This window comes from Streptomyces sp. NBC_00457, assembly GCF_036014015.1.
Classification (GTDB): Bacteria; Actinomycetota; Actinomycetes; order Streptomycetales; family Streptomycetaceae; genus Streptomyces.
This window is the reverse complement of sequence record NZ_CP107905.1, coordinates 3294975-3312783: the sequence shown is the minus strand read 5'-3', so window position 1 is coordinate 3312783 and position 17809 is coordinate 3294975. Positions and strand designations below refer to the sequence as shown.

The 17809-nt window shown below is 72.2% G+C and carries 12 protein-coding genes; 9 read left to right on the top strand and 3 right to left on the bottom strand.

Translation table 11 applies throughout. The features are described from left to right. The first annotated feature begins 127 nt into the window (after positions 1-127). From rimP to OG828_RS14915, 9 genes are all read left to right on the top strand, one after another. Positions 128-640 (top strand): ribosome maturation factor RimP, encoded by a 513-nt coding sequence (gene rimP, locus OG828_RS14955; RefSeq protein WP_210578992.1) that lies wholly within the window; start codon positions 128-130, stop codon positions 638-640. Positions 641-642: 2 nt separating this feature from the next. Then, the gene (gene nusA, locus OG828_RS14950) at positions 643-1641 is read left to right on the top strand and encodes a transcription termination factor NusA (protein ID WP_328355728.1); all 999 of its coding nucleotides are present in this window, start codon (positions 643-645) and stop codon (positions 1639-1641) included. A gap of 101 nt (positions 1642-1742) precedes the next feature. Then, on the top strand, positions 1743-2054 hold the full coding sequence (locus OG828_RS14945; protein ID WP_210578998.1) for a YlxR family protein: 312 nt from the start codon (positions 1743-1745) through the stop codon (positions 2052-2054). Positions 2055-2201: 147 nt separating this feature from the next. Beyond that, positions 2202-5321 carry a translation initiation factor IF-2 gene (gene infB, locus OG828_RS14940; RefSeq protein ID WP_328501409.1) on the top strand — a complete coding sequence of 1040 codons (3120 nt, stop codon included), beginning with the start codon at positions 2202-2204 and terminating at the stop codon, positions 5319-5321. Positions 5322-5635: 314 nt separating this feature from the next. Beyond that, positions 5636-5929, top strand: coding sequence for a DUF503 domain-containing protein (locus tag OG828_RS14935; RefSeq protein WP_210579001.1), 294 nt, complete (start codon positions 5636-5638; stop codon positions 5927-5929). Positions 5930-5968: 39 nt separating this feature from the next. Next, the gene (gene rbfA, locus OG828_RS14930) at positions 5969-6415 is read left to right on the top strand and encodes a 30S ribosome-binding factor RbfA (RefSeq protein WP_210579003.1); all 447 of its coding nucleotides are present in this window, start codon (positions 5969-5971) and stop codon (positions 6413-6415) included. Then, positions 6412-7317: a tRNA pseudouridine(55) synthase TruB gene (gene truB / locus OG828_RS14925; RefSeq protein WP_328501408.1), complete on the top strand. Its 906-nt coding sequence runs from the start codon at positions 6412-6414 to the stop codon at positions 7315-7317. Before rbfA ends, truB begins: the two co-directional genes overlap by 4 nt. Before the next feature lie 268 nt (positions 7318-7585). After that, entirely contained in the window at positions 7586-11080 is a 3495-nt protein-coding gene (locus OG828_RS14920) for a trypsin-like peptidase domain-containing protein (RefSeq protein WP_328501407.1), read from the top strand. Positions 11081-11211: 131 nt separating this feature from the next. Continuing rightward, positions 11212-12174 carry a bifunctional riboflavin kinase/FAD synthetase gene (locus OG828_RS14915; RefSeq protein ID WP_210579019.1) on the top strand — a complete coding sequence of 321 codons (963 nt, stop codon included), beginning with the start codon at positions 11212-11214 and terminating at the stop codon, positions 12172-12174. An 81-nt stretch (positions 12175-12255) separates the two neighbouring features. Here OG828_RS14915 and OG828_RS14910 read toward each other — a convergent pair whose 3' ends face one another. The 3 genes from OG828_RS14910 to eccE all read right to left on the bottom strand — a co-directional run bounded on the left by OG828_RS14910 (position 12256) and on the right by eccE (position 17712). Then, positions 12256-15375: an SCO5717 family growth-regulating ATPase gene (locus tag OG828_RS14910; protein ID WP_328501406.1), complete on the bottom strand. Its 3120-nt coding sequence runs from the start codon at positions 15373-15375 to the stop codon at positions 12256-12258. Between the two features lie 184 nt (positions 15376-15559). Then, the gene (locus tag OG828_RS14905; protein WP_328355701.1) at positions 15560-16399 is read right to left on the bottom strand and encodes a hypothetical protein; all 840 of its coding nucleotides are present in this window, start codon (positions 16397-16399) and stop codon (positions 15560-15562) included. Further along, positions 16399-17712, bottom strand: coding sequence for a type VII secretion protein EccE (gene eccE, locus OG828_RS14900; protein ID WP_328501405.1), 1314 nt, complete (start codon positions 17710-17712; stop codon positions 16399-16401). The genes OG828_RS14905 and eccE overlap by 1 nt, the downstream gene beginning before the upstream one ends. Between the last annotated feature and the right edge of the window lie 97 nt (positions 17713-17809).

The window sequence follows — 17809 nt, the reverse complement described above, 5'->3', positions numbered from 1 at the left end:
ACGTCCGATACCACTCACCGGCACCCGCCCGAGTTCCGGTGGACGGCAACACCCCCTGTGACCGGATACCCTTTGACCAGACACGCGACCTAACCACAACAGCACACGCGGCCGAGGAGTCACCCGGATGAGCACCACCCAGAGCGAGAGGCTGCGAGAACTGCTCGAACCGCTCGTCACCTCCCAGGGCCTGGATCTCGAAGAGATCGCAGTGGACTCGGTCGGTCGCAAGCGGGTGCTGCGCGTGGTCGTCGACTCCGACGAAGGCGCCGATCTGGACGCCGTCGCCGATGTGAGCCGTGTGCTCTCGGCGAAGCTCGACGAGACGGACGCGATGGGCCAGGGGGAGTACACCCTCGAGGTCGGAACCCCCGGTGCCGAGCGCGAGCTCACGGAACACCGCCACTATCTGCGTGCCACAGGCCGCCTCGTGAAGTTCCAGCTCGCCGAGGACGGAGAGCTGGTCGCCAGACTCCTGACCGTGGACGACGAGGGCGTGGACGTCGAAGTACCCGGTGTGAAGGGCCGCAAGGCCACCGCGCGCAGGCTCGCCTTCGCCGACATCGTCAAGGCCCGGGTGCAGGTGGAGTTCAACCGCAAGGACAACAAGGACATGAAGGAAGAAGAGGAGGAGGCGTAGCCGTGGACATCGACATGAGTGCCCTGCGGGGCTTGGTACGGGAGAAGGAGATCTCCTTCGACCTGCTGGTCGAGGCGATCGAGTCCGCCCTCCTCATCGCCTACCACCGCACCGAGGGAAGCCGCCGCCACGCGCGCGTGCAGCTCGACCGGGAGACCGGTCATGTGACCGTGTGGGCGAAGGAGGACCCGGAGGACCTCGAAGAGGGCCAGGAACCCCGGGAGTTCGACGACACCCCGTCCGGCTTCGGCCGTATCGCCGCCACCACCGCCAAGCAGGTCATCCTGCAGCGGCTGCGCGACGCCGAGGACGACGCCACGCTCGGCGAGTACGCGGGCCGCGAGGGCGACATCGTCACCGGCGTGGTCCAGCAGGGCCGCGACCCGAAGAACGTCCTCGTCGACATCGGCAGGCTGGAGGCCATCCTGCCGGTGCAGGAGCAGGTCCCCGGCGAGACGTATCCGCACGGGATGCGGCTTCGGTCGTACGTCGTACGCGTGGCCAAGGGCGTCCGCGGCCCCTCCGTCACCCTCTCCCGTACGCACCCCAATCTGGTGAAGAAGCTCTTCGCCATGGAGGTGCCCGAGATCGCCGACGGATCGGTGGAGATCGCCGCCATCGCCCGCGAGGCCGGCCACCGTACGAAAATCGCCGTACGGTCCACCCGCAGCGGCCTGAACCCCAAGGGCGCCTGTATCGGCCCGATGGGTGGCCGGGTGCGCGCCGTGATGGGCGAGCTGAACGGCGAGAAGATCGACATCGTCGACTGGTCGGACGACCCGGCCGAGATGGTGGCGAACGCGCTCTCGCCGGCCAGGGTCTCCAAGGTGGAGGTAGTCGACCTCGCCGCCCGCTCCGCCCGGGTGACCGTGCCCGACTACCAGCTGTCCCTGGCGATCGGCAAGGAAGGGCAGAACGCCCGCCTCGCGGCCCGCCTCACCGGCTGGCGGATCGACATCCGTCCGGACACCGAGCAGCCGTCCGAGCAGGGCCGGGAATAGATCCAAGCCGCCCGTCGCTTAGATCACGACAGATCCATGTGAAGAACCGTTCGATTCTTGCCCCAAAGGGGTGAGGTCGGCACGGGGAGGTAGACTTAAGAGTGTCTGGCCGGACGCGAGCCCGCGCATGCCCTGAACGCACCTGTGTGGGGTGCCGGAAGCGAGCGGCCAAGACTGATCTGCTGCGCATCGTGGCGATCAAGGATGCATGCGTCCCTGATCCACGCGGTACGCTGCCCGGCCGGGGTGCCTATGTACACCCCGCCCTGGTCTGTCTCGACCTGGCGGTACGCCGCCGGGCGTTCACGCGGGCGCTGCGCGCCCCGGGAGCGCTCGACACAAAGGCGTTGCGCCACTACGTCGAGCAGACAGAAGGTTGCCAGCAGCACCTTGCTGAGCAGGCGACACCGTAAGAAGCGTCGTGCGGAACCCCCGCGCGGCCCAGGTACCCCGCGAGTTGGAAGTAGGTCGAGATTGCGATGAGCACTCGATGAGCACGCGATGAGTACGCCCATGAAGTAGCGACGGTCCGGACGCAACCCGGACCTAAAAGGAGCGAAGTGGCTAAGGTCCGGGTATACGAACTCGCCAAGGAGTTCGGGGTGGAGAGCAAGGTCGTCATGGCCAAGCTCCAAGAACTCGGTGAATTTGTCCGATCTGCGTCCTCGACGATCGAGGCGCCCGTAGTACGCAAACTGACTGACGCGTTCCAGGCCGGTGGTGGCAACGGCAAGTCCGCCGCCAAGCCCGGTGCCCCCAGGAAGGCTGCCCCCAGGCCCGCCGCGCCCTCTCCGGCGCAGGCGGCACGTCCGGCTGCTCCCAAGCCGCCGGCTCCCAAGCCCGCAGCGGCAGAGCAGCCCGCTGCCGAGACTCCGTCGGCGCCCGCGCCGGCCGCCGCCCCGGGTCCGCGCCCGGCGACGCCGGGCCCCAAGCCCGCGCCGCGTCCGGCCCCGGCAGCGCCCACGACCCCGGAGTTCACCGCTCCGCCGTCGGCTCCCGCCCCGTCGTCCGCACCGCGTCCCGGTGCGCCGAAGCCCGCTGCCCGTCCGACCGGCCCCGGTGAGCGCCGCGGTGACCGTGGCGACCGTCCCGGTGGCCAGCGTCCCGGCGGCCAGGCTCCGCGTCCTGGTGGACAGGCTCCGCGTCCGGGCGCTCGTCCGGCCGGTCCCCGTCCGGGCAACAACCCCTTCACCTCCGGCGGCTCCACCGGCATGGCGCGCCCGCAGGCGCCCCGTCCGGGCGGTGCTCCGCGCCCCGGTGGTCCCGGCGGCCCGGGTGCCCCGCGTCCGCAGGGTGCCGGCCAGGGCGGTCCGCGTCCCCAGGGCGCGGCTGGCGGCGGTCCCCGTCCGCAGGCTCCGGGCGGTAACCGTCCGAGCCCGTCGGGCATGCCCCGTCCGCAGGGCGGTCCCCGTCCCGGCGGCGGCCCCGGCGGTCCGGGCGGCAACCGTCCGAACCCCGGCATGATGCCGCAGCGTCCCGCGGCGGGCCCGCGTCCCGGTGGCGGTGGCCCCGGCGGCCGCGGTCCCGGTGGCGGCGGCGGTCGTCCCGGTGGCGGTGGCGGCGGTCGTCCCGGTGGCGGCGGCGGCTTCGCCGGTCGTCCCGGTGGCGGCGGCGGTGGCGGCTTCGCCGGTCGTCCCGCAGGTCCCGGCGGTGGCGGCGGCGGCTTCGCCGGTCGTCCCGGCGGTCCCGGTGGTGGCGGCGGTGGCCGTCCCGGCTTCGGCGGCCGTCCCGGCGGTCCCGGTGGCCGTGGTGGCACGCAGGGCGCCTTCGGCCGTCCCGGCGGTCCCGCGCGTCGCGGTCGCAAGTCGAAGCGGCAGAGGCGCCAGGAGTACGAGGCCATGCAGGCCCCGTCGGTCGGCGGCGTGATGCTGCCTCGCGGCAACGGCGAGACCGTTCGCCTGTCGCGCGGTGCCTCCCTCACCGACTTCGCGGAGAAGATCAACGCCAACCCGGCGTCCCTCGTCGCGGTCATGATGAACCTCGGCGAAATGGTCACGGCCACCCAGTCCGTCTCCGACGAGACGCTGGAGCTCCTCGCCGGCGAGATGAACTACACGGTTCAGATCGTCAGCCCCGAGGAGGAGGACCGCGAGCTGCTCGAGTCCTTCGACATCGAGTTCGGCGAGGACGAGGGCGGCGAGGAAGACCTCGTCATCCGTCCGCCGGTGGTGACCGTCATGGGTCACGTCGACCACGGTAAGACCCGGCTCCTCGACGCCATCCGCAAGACGAACGTCATCGCGGGCGAGGCCGGCGGCATCACCCAGCACATCGGTGCCTACCAGGTCGCGACCGAGGTCAACGACGAAGAGCGCAAGATCACCTTCATCGACACCCCGGGTCACGAGGCGTTCACCGCCATGCGTGCCCGTGGTGCCCGGTCGACCGACATCGCCATCCTGGTCGTCGCGGCCAACGACGGTGTCATGCCGCAGACGATCGAAGCCCTCAACCACGCCAAGGCGGCCGAGGTCCCGATCGTCGTCGCGGTCAACAAGATCGACGTCGAGGGCGCCGACCCGACCAAGGTCCGCGGTCAGCTGACCGAGTACGGGCTGGTGGCCGAGGAGTACGGCGGCGAGACGATGTTCGTCGACATCTCCGCCAAGCAGGGTCTGAACATCGACTCCCTGCTGGAGGCCGTGGTCCTCACGGCCGACGCCTCGCTCGACCTGCGGGCCAACCCGAACCAGGACGCGCAGGGCATCGCGATCGAGTCCCGTCTCGACCGCGGCCGCGGTGCCGTGTCGACGGTCCTCGTCCAGCGCGGCACGCTGCGGGTCGGCGACACCATGGTGGTCGGCGACGCGTACGGCCGAGTCCGGGCGATGCACGACGACAACGGCAACAACGTCGCCGAGGCGGGTCCGTCGACGCCGGTCCAGGTCCTGGGCCTGACCAACGTCCCGGGCGCGGGCGACAACTTCCTCGTCGTCGAGGAGGACCGCACGGCCCGGCAGATCGCCGAGAAGCGTGCCGCCCGCGAGCGCAACGCGGCCTTCGCCAAGCGCACGCGCCGCGTCTCGCTCGAGGACCTGGACAAGGTGCTCAAGGCCGGCGAGGTCCAGCAGCTCAACCTCATCATCAAGGGTGACGCTTCTGGTTCCGTCGAGGCTCTCGAGTCCTCCCTGCTCCAGCTGGACGTCGGCGAAGAGGTCGACATCCGCGTCCTGCACCGCGGCGTCGGTGCGGTCACGGAGTCGGACATCGACCTGGCGATGGGCTCGGACGCCATCGTGATCGGCTTCAACGTCCGTGCGGCCGGCCGTGCCGCGCAGATGGCCGAGCGCGAGGGCGTGGACGTCCGGTACTACTCGGTCATCTACCAGGCGATCGAGGAGATCGAGGCGGCCCTCAAGGGCATGCTCAAGCCGGAGTACGAAGAGGTCGAGCTCGGTACGGCGGAGATCCGCGAGGTCTTCAAGTCGTCCAAGCTGGGCAACATCGCCGGTGTGCTCATCCGCTCCGGCGAGGTCAAGCGCAACACCAAGGCACGCCTCGTCCGCGACGGCAAGGTCATCGCGGAGAACCTCAACATCGAGGGCCTGCGTCGCTTCAAGGACGACGTCACCGAGATCCGCGAAGGGTTCGAGGGCGGTATCAACCTCGGCAACTTCAACGACATCAAGGTCGACGACGTCATCGCGACGTACGAGATGCGGGAGAAGCCGCGGGTGTAATAGCCGACGGTGCGTGCCGCCCGGCGGGACCTCGGTCCCGCCGGGCGGCACGTTGTAACGCCGGGGTCTGCAACGCCCTCCAGGGGCGCGGGGCTGTATGAATATGCGGCTCCGCCGCGTGGGCGCGACAAGCCACAGACCACCCGCACCAGCACGACAAGAGCCATCCGCACGGCGACAACGCGGGAGCCGGGGCGCAGCCCCCGGCAAAACCGTTTCGAGCCCCCGGCACGGGCACGGTACCGTTCTTGAAGCCCCGCCCATCAAAGCCGCGGGGCACCGATCCCGTACCGGCGGGTGAACCGGTCAAAAACATGTACGTGGGGACGCTGTCCTTCGACCTGCTCCTCGGCGACATACGGTCGCTGAAGGAGAAGCGCTCCGTAGTCCGCCCGATCGTCGCAGAGCTGCAGCGGAAGTACGCCGTGAGCGCGGCGGAGGTGGATCACATGGACCTGCATCGCAGGGCCCTCATCGGCCTCGCGATGGTGTCCGGCGACGCGGGGCATCTGACCGACGTACTGGACCGGTGCGAGCGGCTGGTCGCCGGACGCCCCGAAGTGGAACTGCTGTCGGTGAGACGGCGGATCCGCGGCGACGACGACTGACCTAGAGAACCAAGACAGGAAAGAACGGGAGACGGACCAGTGGCCGACAACGCGCGCGCCAAGAGGCTGGCGGACCTCATCCGAGAGGTGGTGGCCCAGAAGCTGCAGCGTGGGATCAAGGACCCGCGGCTCGGCTCGCACGTCACCATCACGGACACCCGGGTGACGGGCGACCTGCGGGAGGCGACCGTCTTCTACACCGTGTACGGCGACGACGAGGAGCGGGCCGCCGCAGCGGCCGGCCTGGAGAGCGCCAAGGGCGTCCTGCGCTCCGCGGTGGGTGCGGCTGCGGGCGTGAAGTTCACGCCGACCCTCGCCTTCGTCGCGGACGCCCTTCCGGACACCGCCAAGAACATCGAGGACCTCCTCGACAAGGCGCGTGCCTCCGACGAGAAGGTGCGCGAGGTGTCCGCGGGCGCCGCGTACGCCGGTGACGCGGATCCGTACAAGAAGCCGGGTGACGACGAGGACGACGCCGCCGAATGACGCAGAAGAACCGGACGCCCGACGGCCTTGTCATCGTCGACAAGCCGTCGGGCTTCACCTCGCACGACGTCGTCGCCAAGATGCGCGGCATCGCGAGGACACGACGTGTCGGCCACGCCGGCACCCTCGACCCCATGGCGACGGGCGTGCTCGTCCTCGGCGTCGAGAAGGCCACCAAGCTCCTCGGCCACCTCGCGCTGACCGAGAAGGAGTACCTCGGCACGATCCGCCTCGGGCAGACGACCCTCACCGACGACGCCGAGGGCGAGATCACGGGGTCGGCCGACGCCTCGAAGGTCACCCGCGACGCCGTCGACGCCGGGATCGCCAAGCTCACCGGCGCCATCATGCAGGTGCCGTCCAAGGTCAGCGCCATCAAGATCGACGGCGTGCGGTCCTACAAACGGGCCCGCGACGGCGAGGACTTCGAGATCCCGGCCAGGCCGGTCACCGTCTCGTCCTTCGCCGTGTACGACATCCGGGACGCCGTCGCCGAGGACGGCACCCCCGTGCTCGACCTGGTCGTCTCGGTGGTCTGCTCGTCCGGCACCTACATCCGGGCGCTCGCCCGTGACCTGGGCGCCGACCTGGGCGTCGGCGGACACCTCACCGCGCTGCGCCGGACGCGCGTCGGACCGTACAAACTGGACTCGGCCCGGACCCTGGACCAGCTCCAGGAGGAGCTGACCGTGATGCCGATCGCCGAGGCCGCCGCGGCGGCGTTCCCCCGCTGGGACGTGGACGCCAGGCGGGCCCGGCTGCTGATGAACGGCGTACGGCTGGAGATGCCCGACGAGTACGCGGGCAGGGGCGCCGTGGCCGTGTTCGACGCCGACGGCCAATTCCTCGCGCTCGTCGAGGAGCAGAAGGGCAAGGCGAAGAGCCTCGCCGTCTTCGGCTGATCAGCCCTTTTGCTGATCAGCCCTTTTTCCTTGGCTGCCCGTGGAGCGGCGGGCACGGGGTCGTACTCTGCACGCCGCTCCACGGTCCCCCTCGGTTCCCCCACCCCTAGGGTGTATCCACCGGCCCCTTTCTATTCACCCGTCCGGGCAGGCGCTCGGAGTGAACCGAGGGAGCGGAAGGGGGCGCGTTCGCGGCGCGATCTGTCCCGCTGATCATCTTGTGCCTACGGTCGAATACGAGCACGGGTGGACGCGGGGAGGTTCGACCATGGCGGGACGGGGCCCGCGGACCGGAGGCGGACGCCGGACGCCGAGCGGCGCGGGCGACGAGGCGGGCGCGGAGCGCGGGCGCGACGAAGTCCTCGTCCGCATCCACGACTTGGCGGGACGCCCGCGCGGCACGGGATTCGTCGCCGACCACCAGGGCACGGTCGTCACCAGTCACGAAGTCGTGGACGGCCTGACCCGGATCGTGGTCCACGCCCCCGACGACCGCACCTGCCTGCTGACCGCCGACGCCGTCACCCCGCTGCCCGCCCTGAACCTGGCCCTCGTCCACACCGAGGGCCTCGGCGTCGACCCGCTCCCCGTCTCGGTCCGGGACACGGTCGAGACCGGCCGATACGTCCGCCTCCTCGCCGGATGCTGGCGCGAGGCCCGCGTCCTCGACGTCACCGCCGTGACGTACACGGCCACCGACCGCTTCCATCTCCTCGACGGCGCCCTGGAGTTGGCGATCGGCACCGCCGGCCGCGACGCACTCCGCCTCGGCGGCGGCGCGGCCGGGGGACCGGTCCTCGACGCCACGACCGGCGCGGTCCTCGGCGTCCTCGGCACGGCCCTCCAGTCCGGCCACCGCGACGTGGGGTTCGCGGCCCCCCTGCGCCGCACCACCGAAGGCCCACTGGCCGACCTGCTGGCCGGCAACGCGGCGACGGTCCCCGCCTACGGCCCCGACCTCAACCTGGCCGGAGCCCTGCACCTCACGGCCACCTCGCGCAGGCAGACCACCCCGCCGAGCCCGGTCGAACCGGTCGAACGGACGGCGACGGCAAGGGAGTTCGCCGCCTTCACCCAGTCATCGACCTCCGTCCTCGCCCTCGTCGGCCCACCGGGCACCGGCCGCACCACAGAACTGGCCTCCCTGGCCACCCGCCGCCACCAAGCCCCCACCCTCTGGCTCCGAGGCGCCGACCTCCACCCCGAAGACACGTCGATCGCAGACGCAGCCCGCCGCACCCTCCAACAAGCGCCCCGAACAGCCACCCCGGAACACCTGGCCCAGGTGGCCCGCGAGGCCGACCGCCCCCTGCTCCTCCTCTTGGACGACCCGGAGCACATGCCCCAGTCCCTGGCTGACCGACTCCCCGAGTGGACGGAGGGAACGGTGAGGTGGCTGCGGGAGACGGGGGCGCAGTTGGTGCTGGCGTGCAGGGAGGAGTACTGGGAGACGGCGGGCCGCACCTTCCCGGCAGCCCTGCTGCACAACTCAGCCCGTCCGGCGTTTGAGGACGAGGCCGAAGGCCGATCGGGGGTCCAGGGGGCGAAGCCCCTTGGCGGGGTCGAAGGGGCGGAGCCCCTTCAGGATGGGACGGGTAGGGGCGGCGGGGGCGAGAAACCCGGACGGCCACCACGCACCCACCCGCACCTACCACCCTGCATCCACCTGGGCGACCTCACCGACGACGAGGCAGCCCAAGCCCGCACCCGCTACGCCATCCCCGAAGGCACCCTCACCACCCCCGACACCCACCACCCCCTCACCCTCCGCCTCCTCTCCGAGGTCCAGTCAGCCCTCCCCGACGCCCACGCCCAAACCCACACCCCCAGCCCCACCACCCCCCTCGACCGCAACGACGTCTTCACGGCCTACCTAGACCTGATGAGCCTCCGCATCGCCACCCACCTCGCCACCGAAGCCAACCTGCACGGCACAGCCGTCCGCAGACTCGCCGCAAAAGTCGCCGGCCGTATCCACGAAGCCGCCCGCCACAGCCTCGGCCCGGGCGAGGGCGAACTGGACCGGGAGTCGTTCGAGGCCCTGTTCCCCCACGGTTCCGGCTGGGCCCCCGCCGTCCTCACCGAGGGCCTCCTCATCCCCACCGGCCCCGGCTACCGCTTCGCCCACGAGGAACTCGCCGACTGGATCCAGGGCATGCACCTAGACCTGGACGAAGCCCTGCGCACCCTGACCAGACACCCGCAGGACCCACACCACCGCATCGGCCCGGTCGTCCAGTCCCTGCTCCACCTCGCCCGCCACCAAGGCGCCCCCGAACTCGCCGCCCGCCTCCAGGAGTTGGTCGACGCCGTGGACACCGACCCGCACGCCTGGTGGCCCGCCCGCCTCCTCACCGAGGTCCTGCCCCGGGTACCCGACGCGACGCCGTACACGGGTGTCCTACGGCTGCTCGCCGACCGAGTCGTCGCGTGGCGCCGGCAACACCCCACCGTTCCGGGCGACTTCGGCCCCGCCTTCTGGACCGCCCTCGCCCTGCCGGAGGTCACCCGCTTCGACCTCCTGCGCCGGCTCCTCCTCGCCGACCCCGCCCCGGACGACACCGACGGCCCCCGCTACCTGGACGCCGCCGCCCACCTGCTCGCCGCCGCCCCCACCGCCGTACAACCGCATCTCACCCGCTGGTTTGACGACGAGCGCCCGCTGCCCGCCACCCCGCACGCGACCGTCGCGAAGGCGGCGCAGGCGCTGCTGCACACGCATCGGCACCGGGCCCTGGACGACCTGATGGAGGTGCTCGTCGACTGCGCGCACCGCCGTGCCGAGGAGCTGCTGGACGTGCTGGCGGAGGACGAGCCGTCGGCGGTGTGCCGGGCCGTCGACCGGTGGGCGCACGACGGGCGGCCGGCGCGGCGGGCCGCGGCGGCGGTGTACGGGCTGCGGGCCGCGCCCCATGTACGTACGGAGGCCGACCGCGAACTGCTCCGCTATGCCGCCCTCGCCCTGCTCGCCCACCCCGCCGACCGCACCCTGCGCGGCGGCGCGCTCGCTCTCCTCGTCCGGGATCCGCGCGCCCGGGCCCGTCATCTCCCGCTGGCGCTACGGCACTTCGCGTCCGGAGACCCGCACGTCCCGCCCAGCGCGCTGGTCGGTGCCCTCGCGACCCACCCGGATCCGGTGCTGGACGCCTTCCGGGAGCGGCTGCGGCTGCCGGGCGGCGGGGAGGCGCTGCGTACGCTCGCCGATGTCACGACGCCGACCTTGGCGCGCCGGGTCGCGGGCCTCGTACGGGAGGCGGTGCAGCGGCGTCCGGAGACTGCGGCGGACGTGGCGGCGTACGTCGACCGGCGGCTCGACCAGGGGCCGGTCGCCCGTTCCGTACTGTTTCCGCTGGTCACCGGTCTGCTGGACGGCGGTCCCGATCAGGTGCGGGCCGCGCTGGCCACCGTATTGGCCGCTCGCGGCACCCCCGCCTCCCGCCCCCTGCGCCGCGAACTGCTCGACTTCCTGCTGGCCCACGAGCACACCCCGGCCGTCCTTGACGCCCTCCTGCACGCCGCCGCCCGGCACGGCGGGCCCGACCTGCGGGACCTGGTCCGCCACATCGGCCTCCTCCTCGTCCGCACCCCGGACGGCGCGGCCCGCTTCGACCGCGGTCTGGTCGACCTGGGCCGCCATGTCCCGGGCTTCGCCGCGCTGGTCGCGGGCTGGCTCACCGACGCGCCCGCGGAATGGGCGGCGGTCGTCGGCCCCAGCGCGCGCCGCATGATCGAGAACCTGGCAGGTGTCCGCGTCCCGGTGTGAGCGTGCGCCCTGTCACAGCCCAGATGCCGATGCGGGCCGGGTGGACGCGGCATGGCACCCTTAGACCTGCGTAGGAACAGGCACAGACACGGACACGGGTTCGACGAGTGTGCGAACAAGGAGCAGACACAGTGCAGCGCTGGCGTGGCTTGGAGGACATCCCCCAGGACTGGGGGCGCAGCGTCGTCACCATCGGGTCCTACGACGGAGTTCACCGCGGACACCAGCTGATCATCCGGCATGCCGTGGAGCGCGCCCGCGAGCTGGGCGTCCCCTCCGTGGTCGTCACCTTCGACCCGCACCCCAGCGAGGTCGTCCGCCCCGGCAGCCACCCGCCGCTGCTCGCCCCGCACCACCGCCGCGCCGACCTGATGGGCGAGCTGGGCGTGGACGCGGTGCTGATCCTCCCCTTCACTACCGAGTTCTCGAAGCTGTCGCCCGCCGACTTCGTCGTCAAGGTCCTGGTCGACAAGCTGCACGCCAAGGCGGTCGTCGAAGGCCCCAACTTCCGCTTCGGCCACAAGGCCGCGGGCAACGTGGAGTTCCTCGCCGAGCAGGGCAAGGTCTACGACTTCGAGGTCGAGGTGATCGACCTGTACGTGTCCGGTGAGGCGGGCGGCGGCCAGCCGTTCTCGTCGACCCTGACCCGCCGACTGGTCGCCGAAGGGGATGTCGAGGGCGCCGCCGAGATCCTCGGCCGCCCGCACCGCGTCGAGGGCGTGGTCGTCCGCGGCGCCCAGCGCGGCCGCGAACTCGGCTTCCCCACGGCGAACGTCGAGACCCTCCCGCACACCGCCATCCCGGCCGACGGCGTCTACGCGGGCTGGCTGCACGCACAGGGCGAGGCCATGCCGGCCGCGATCTCCGTCGGCACCAACCCGCAGTTCGACGGCACCGAGCGCACGGTGGAGGCGTACGCCATCGACCGGGTGGGGCTGGATCTGTACGGGCTGCATGTGGCCGTGGACTTCCTCGCCTATGTGCGCGGGCAGCGGAAGTTCGACTCGCTGGAGGCCCTGCTGGAGGCCATGGCGGGCGATGTGAAGCGCTGTCGTGACCTGATCGGGGCCGCGGAGGGTGGTCCTGCCGTCTGATCCCGGCGGGAACTGCGGGAACTGCGGGAACGCCTGAGGGCCGGCACCTTTGTGGTGCCGGCCCTCAGGCGTTGCTGCCTTCTACTGCTGGGTCCAGCCCGGCGGTACGCCGCCCTGCTGCGGAGCCTGGGGCGGCGGCGCGGGCTGCTGTTGCTGCTGCCATCCCTGGTCCGGTCCGGGCTGTCCGGGCTGCTGCGGAGGCTGCTGCCACTCCTGGCCCGGCTGGGGGGCGCCGCCCTGCTGCGGATAGGGCTGCTGGGGGTGCTGCTGGGGCGGGTAGCCCTGCTGGGGCTGCTGGTACTGCATGTGCGGGTTGCCGAAGCCCTGCTGCGTCCGCGCGATGTCCTCGGCGATGAGGGCGGCGAGGTCGAAGTAGGCCTCGCGGGTCTTCGGCCGCATCATGTCGAGGTCCACCTCGGCGCCCGCCGCGAGGTGCTCGTCGAACGGGATCACCACGACACCGCGGCAGCGGGTCTCGAAGTGCGCGACGATGTCCTCCACCTTGATCATCTTGCCCGTCTCACGGACACCGGAGATCACGGTGACCGACCGCTGCACGAGATCGGCGAAGCCGTTCGCCGACAGCCAGTCCAGCGTCGTCGAGGCGCTGCTCGCACCGTCCACCGACGGCGTGGAGATGATGATCAACTGGTCGGCGAGGTCCAGCACTCCGCGCATCGCGCTGTACAGCAGACCCGTGCCCGAGTCCGTGAGGATGATCGGGTACTGGCGGCCCAGCACGTCGAGCGCGCTGCGGTAGTCCTGGTCGTTGAAGGTGGTGGAGACGGCCGGGTCCACGTCGTTGGCGATGATCTCGAGGCCGGACGGTGCCTGCGAGGTGAAGCGGCGGATGTCCATGTAGCTGTTCAGCTGCGGGATCGCCTGCACCAGGTCGCGGATGGTCGCGCCGGTCTCGCGCCGGACCCGTCGGCCGAGGGTGCCGGCATCCGGGTTGGCGTCGATCGCCAGGATCTTGTCCTGCCGCTCGGTGGCGAGCGTGGCGCCCAGCGACATGGTCGTCGTGGTCTTGCCGACGCCGCCCTTGAGGCTGATCACCGCGATCCGGTAGCAGGACATCACCGGCGTACGGATCAGCCCCAGCTTCCGCTCCCGCTCCGCCGCCTCCTTCTTGGCGCCGAGCTTGAAGCGGGACGGGCCCTGGTTGTTCTTACGGGCCTTGGGCTGGTTGCGCAGGAGGCGGTCGGAGGACAGCTCGACGGCGGCGTTGTAGCCGAGGGGAGTGCCGGGGGCGGCTTGCTGCTGCTGGGGGGCGCCGGGGCCGGACTGAGGGCCGGGTGGGGCGGTCCAGCCCTGGTTGCCCGGGTTGGGGTGGTTGCCGTAGGGGGCGGAGGGGGTTGTGGGGTGCTGCTGCTGGGGCGCCTGCGGGGGCGTCTGCTGCTGGGGCTGCGGCTGGGCCGGGGGCTGTTGGTTCGGGGCGGGCTGCTGGGGCTGCGGCTGCTGGTAGGGCGAGGGCTGCTGCGGCGGCTGGGGTGCCTGCGGGTAGCCGTAGCCGGGCTGGGGTTGGGGCTGCGGCTGTCCTTGGGGAGGCTGTGCCGGGTTCTGGGGGTAGCCGTATCCGTCGGGCTGGGGCTGTCCGGGCTGGCCCGGCTGCTGGGGGTAGCCGTATCCGGGGGCCTGCGGGTGGCCCGGTTGCGGCTGCGGGGCGTGAGGCGGCTGGGGCGCCTGTCGTGGGTCGACCGGTGCCGGGTGTCCGCCCTGTGCCGGGTAGCCGGGCTGCTGGGCCGGGGCCGCGGCCGGCGGCTGGACCGGGCCGAACGCGCCCTGGGGTGGGGCCTGGTGCGGGGGCTGGTGCGGCGGCTGTGCGGGGTTGTTCTGGGGGTAGCCGTAGCCGGCGGGCTGGGGTGCCTGCTGCTGCGGTACGCCCTGTCCTGCCTGCTGCGGTACTCCCTGGGCAGGCTGCGCGGGCACGTAGCCCGGCGGCAGCGGCGGAATCGCCTGGCCGGCCTGGGGCATGGGGGCCGGCATGGCGGGGTCACCCTGCGGCTGCCCCTGAGGGGCCGCCGGCGGGGCTTCGGGAGCGGGGGGCTGAGCCTCGGCCTCCGGTCCTGCTTCCGCCGTAGCTGACGCTGCGTCGGCGTCCGTCTGCGCGGAGGCGCCCGCGTCGGGCTGAACGACCGCAGCGCCCTGGCCGTCCGTACCGTCCGTTTCGGCCGAACCGTCCGCCTCGGGCGCCGACCCGGCGGAGCCGTCCGCCTCGGCCTCGTCGCCGCGCTCCTCTGCCGGCTCCTCGCCGTCGGAGGCCTCGCCGAACAGCCGCGCGGCCTCGGCGTCGGCGGCGGCGTGGTTGAGGTCGGGCAGCGGCTCACCGGGGGCGGGCTCGTCGGGGGCGCTCGCCGCGGGGGCGGCGGCCTGGGACGGGCTGCCCTGGGAGTCCTCGTCGACCGGACGCAGCACCGGGAAACCGGGCGCTGCGGGAGGCGGGGTCGACGGCTGCTGCTGCGCCGGTACGTGACCGCCCGAGGTGTCCTGGCGCTGCTGGGGCACGCTGGCTGACGCCTGCTGGGGGTAGCCGTATCCGCCGGGCGGCGGGGTCTCTCCGGTCGCGGGGGCGGACGGGCCCGGCTGCTGCTGGGGGTAGCCGTACCCGCCGGGCGCCGCGGTGTCTCCGGCGGCGGGGGCGGACGGGCCCGGCTGCTGCTGGGGGTAGCCGTATCCGCCCGGCGCCGCGGTGTCTCCGGTCGCGGGCGCGGCGGTGCCCGGCTGCTGCTGCGGAGGCTGGGGCGCTGGCGGCTGGGCGGGCTGCGGCTGGCTGGACTGCGGTGGGGCGGGCTGCGGTTGGGCCGGTTGTGGCTGGCCGGACTGCGGCTGGGCCGGCTGCGGATACCCGTAGCCGTCGGTGCCACCCGTGCCGGGCTGGTTCGCGCCGGGCGCGTCCGACGTGGGTTGCTGCGGTGCGGGTGCCCGATAGGTGTACGGCTGGGCCGGCGCGGGAGCGCTCGGTGGGGGAGCCTGCGGTGCGGGAACGCCGGGTGGTCCGGAGGACGGCACGGCGGGCGATCCGGTCGGCGGCGGAGGCTGCGGTGAGGCAGGCCCGGGGTTGCTCGGTTCGTCGTTCGGCTTCGGGGCGTACCAGGCGGGAGGCGTGTAGACGATTTCGAACTCACCGGTGAGTTCGGTCTCCTGCTCGTCCCCGTCAGAGGACGGGCCGCCGCCGTTGTAGTCGGACCGATCCCTGTTCACTGCTTGCCTCCTGGTCAGCCACTGCTGCTGAGTTGGTCGTCGCGGCCGGGCGGACCGAGTGGCGAACCCCACGCGGCTGCGATCGTCACCGCATCACCAGAAGCCTAATCACTCGCATCGCGCTAGGGAAAAGCGCCCACGGGCACGGCCGGTTCGCACCCCATGCCCGGAAACGAAGACGCGTTCAGTCCATGCGACGGGCCACACCGAGCAGGCCCGTCTCCGCGTCCGTGGGTTCGGTCATCACGAAGGTGCGGTGCTTGCGAGTGCACCACAGAGCGACGCTGTCATGAAGGTTCGACAGATACTGCAGCGGTTCGTCCGGGATGCCCAGAGTGTCCCGTACGATCTCGGTCTCCTCGGGCGAAATGCGCTGAATGCCGACGAGTTGGGCCTGGGCCAGCCAGCGCGGCGCGTGCTCGCTGACGAAGGGCAGCACCGTCACCACGGCCTGCCACGGCAGCGCGGTCACCCGGCCGCGCGGCGGACGGATGCCGCAGTCCCGGATCAGCACGACGGGGCTGGAAACGGAGGGACCCTGAGCGGGCACCCGGCCCACCGGGTAGACCGTCACGCACTGCTGGCCGCCACCCGCCGACTGGGCCAGCTGCTGCCACGCCTGCGGCCGACCGGTCTCCACGCCCACGCGCGCGCCGGTCGCGGCGATCCGCAACGCCAGCACCTGGGCCAGCCAGAGGCCGCCCACGAGCACGACGTCGAAGGGGGTCGGACGGGACAGGCCGAGCACGGCGGGCTGTGACGCCCGGTCGGTGCCGATGATCACGCCGTCGTCGCCGATCGGCATGCTGATCGCCGGAAGCTCGTCGACAGTGACGACATGGCGGTTCCGGCGCGGCCCGCGCAGCCCGAACCCCGGGCTGAAGACGCGCCGTTGCTGCCGCGGCTCCGGCTGCCGGATGATCGGGATCATGCCGGTGTCGGAGGGCGAGGCCACGTGTGCGGGGGTGGCGCGGCCCGGCTGACCCGGCTGGCCCGGGGGCATGGTCGGTGCGGGGTGGGACATCAGTACGTACCTCCGAGCGGCAGAGTGGCGAGGGCTCCCGGGACCTGCTCCCGGTCGAGGCGGACCAGACCGACCTTCGCGGTACTCGCGGTCCGCTCCAACTCCCGTCCCACCTGGCCCAGTTCGCTGTCACCTCGGGCGGTGACACGAATGTGCCCCGCCAGGGAGACACCCCGGCTGCCGGCCTTGCTCAGGGTCACGCTGAACGTCGTCGCGAGCACCGGGAGCGAGGTGAACTGCGTCACCAGTGCGGGCAGCGCCACACCGCCGTTCCCCAACTGCGGCCAGCGGGACACCCAGTACGTCGTGTGCCACCGGTCGTCGACCCGCCACGTCCGTACCGATTCGACCGTACGGCGCTGGGTCCGCCCGTCCTGGCCGTGCTGCGCGTTGGCGCGCGGGTTGAGGCAGCTGGACGTCGCCAGCGCCTGCACCAGCTCGTTCTCGTCCAGGATGGTCGCCTTGAACCCGGCCCCGGCCAGTCGGCTGGTCAACTGGTCCGCCACCCGCAGCAGCGCGCGCTGCGCCCCGGGAACACCGTCGCCGCGCGCCTGAACCGCCTCCGGGCACAGCTCCGGGTCCAGCTTGAGAGCGACCCAGGTGAGCCGGAGCGCGGGCGAACCGGTCTGCGCCTGCAGGGGGCCGTACGACCGCGCGGCGATCGACTGCTCGGGCAGATGCGGTGCGGGCGCGGGCTGGGTGTGCTGGACCACCTGGGCGGAGGCGAGCCGGATCCCGTCGACCTCCAGCGCCTCCTGGATCAGCTTCAGCGGCAGCTCCCGCCCGGCGCCCCCGGGACGCAACGGCTGGTCCGCCGGCTGCACGAAGAGCACCGCGGTCAGGAAGGTCCCGTCACCGATCAGACCGATCGAACGGTCGTCACGGGACAGGAACTCATGGGTCCGCAGCGCCGGATCGCACTCCACGACCGGAGCCAGCAACGCGTCCGTACCCGGCGGCACGGGCAGCTTGGCCTCGCGCTGACGGCGCCTCAGCGCGCGCGCCGTGTCGTACCACTCGGCCAGCGGCCGACGGCCACGGCGCAGGACCGCGAGGAGCAGCAGCAACGCCGCCACGGCACCCGCGGGCGCCAGCAGCCAGGACACGTCGGTGACCCAGGCGACGAGCATGACGGCCGCCGCGAGTTCCACCAGGATCAGCTGCTGCAGCCGTACCGGGCCCATACCGCCCGGAGTGGGCAAGGTGCGCGGCGACGCGACGGCGGGGGCCGGAGTCGACGTACGTCCACGGTCCGGACCGTCCGGTTCCTGCTGTGCGCGGCGTCCGCGCCGAGTGCTCGTAGCGCTGGTCATCCCCCGGGACATCCCTTTCGCGAAGTCGTGGCCGTGCGGCGGGCGTCCATCGGCCCACATCGTCCATACGAGTGGCTCACGGTACCCGCTGCCGGGC

What these genes read in the sequence shown, in the direction of transcription:
- truB (WP_328501408.1), top strand. Translation starts at nt 6,412, where the DNA reads ATGACGCAGAAGAACCGGACGCCCGACGGCCTTGTCATCGTCGACAAG.
- eccE (WP_328501405.1), bottom strand. Translation starts at nt 17,712, where the DNA reads ATGACCAGCGCTACGAGCACTCGGCGCGGACGCCGCGCACAGCAGGAA.
- OG828_RS14905 (WP_328355701.1), bottom strand. Translation starts at nt 16,399, where the DNA reads ATGTCCCACCCCGCACCGACCATGCCCCCGGGCCAGCCGGGTCAGCCG.
- OG828_RS14920 (WP_328501407.1), top strand. Translation starts at nt 7,586, where the DNA reads ATGGCGGGACGGGGCCCGCGGACCGGAGGCGGACGCCGGACGCCGAGC.
- rimP (WP_210578992.1), top strand. Translation starts at nt 128, where the DNA reads ATGAGCACCACCCAGAGCGAGAGGCTGCGAGAACTGCTCGAACCGCTC.
- OG828_RS14935 (WP_210579001.1), top strand. Translation starts at nt 5,636, where the DNA reads ATGTACGTGGGGACGCTGTCCTTCGACCTGCTCCTCGGCGACATACGG.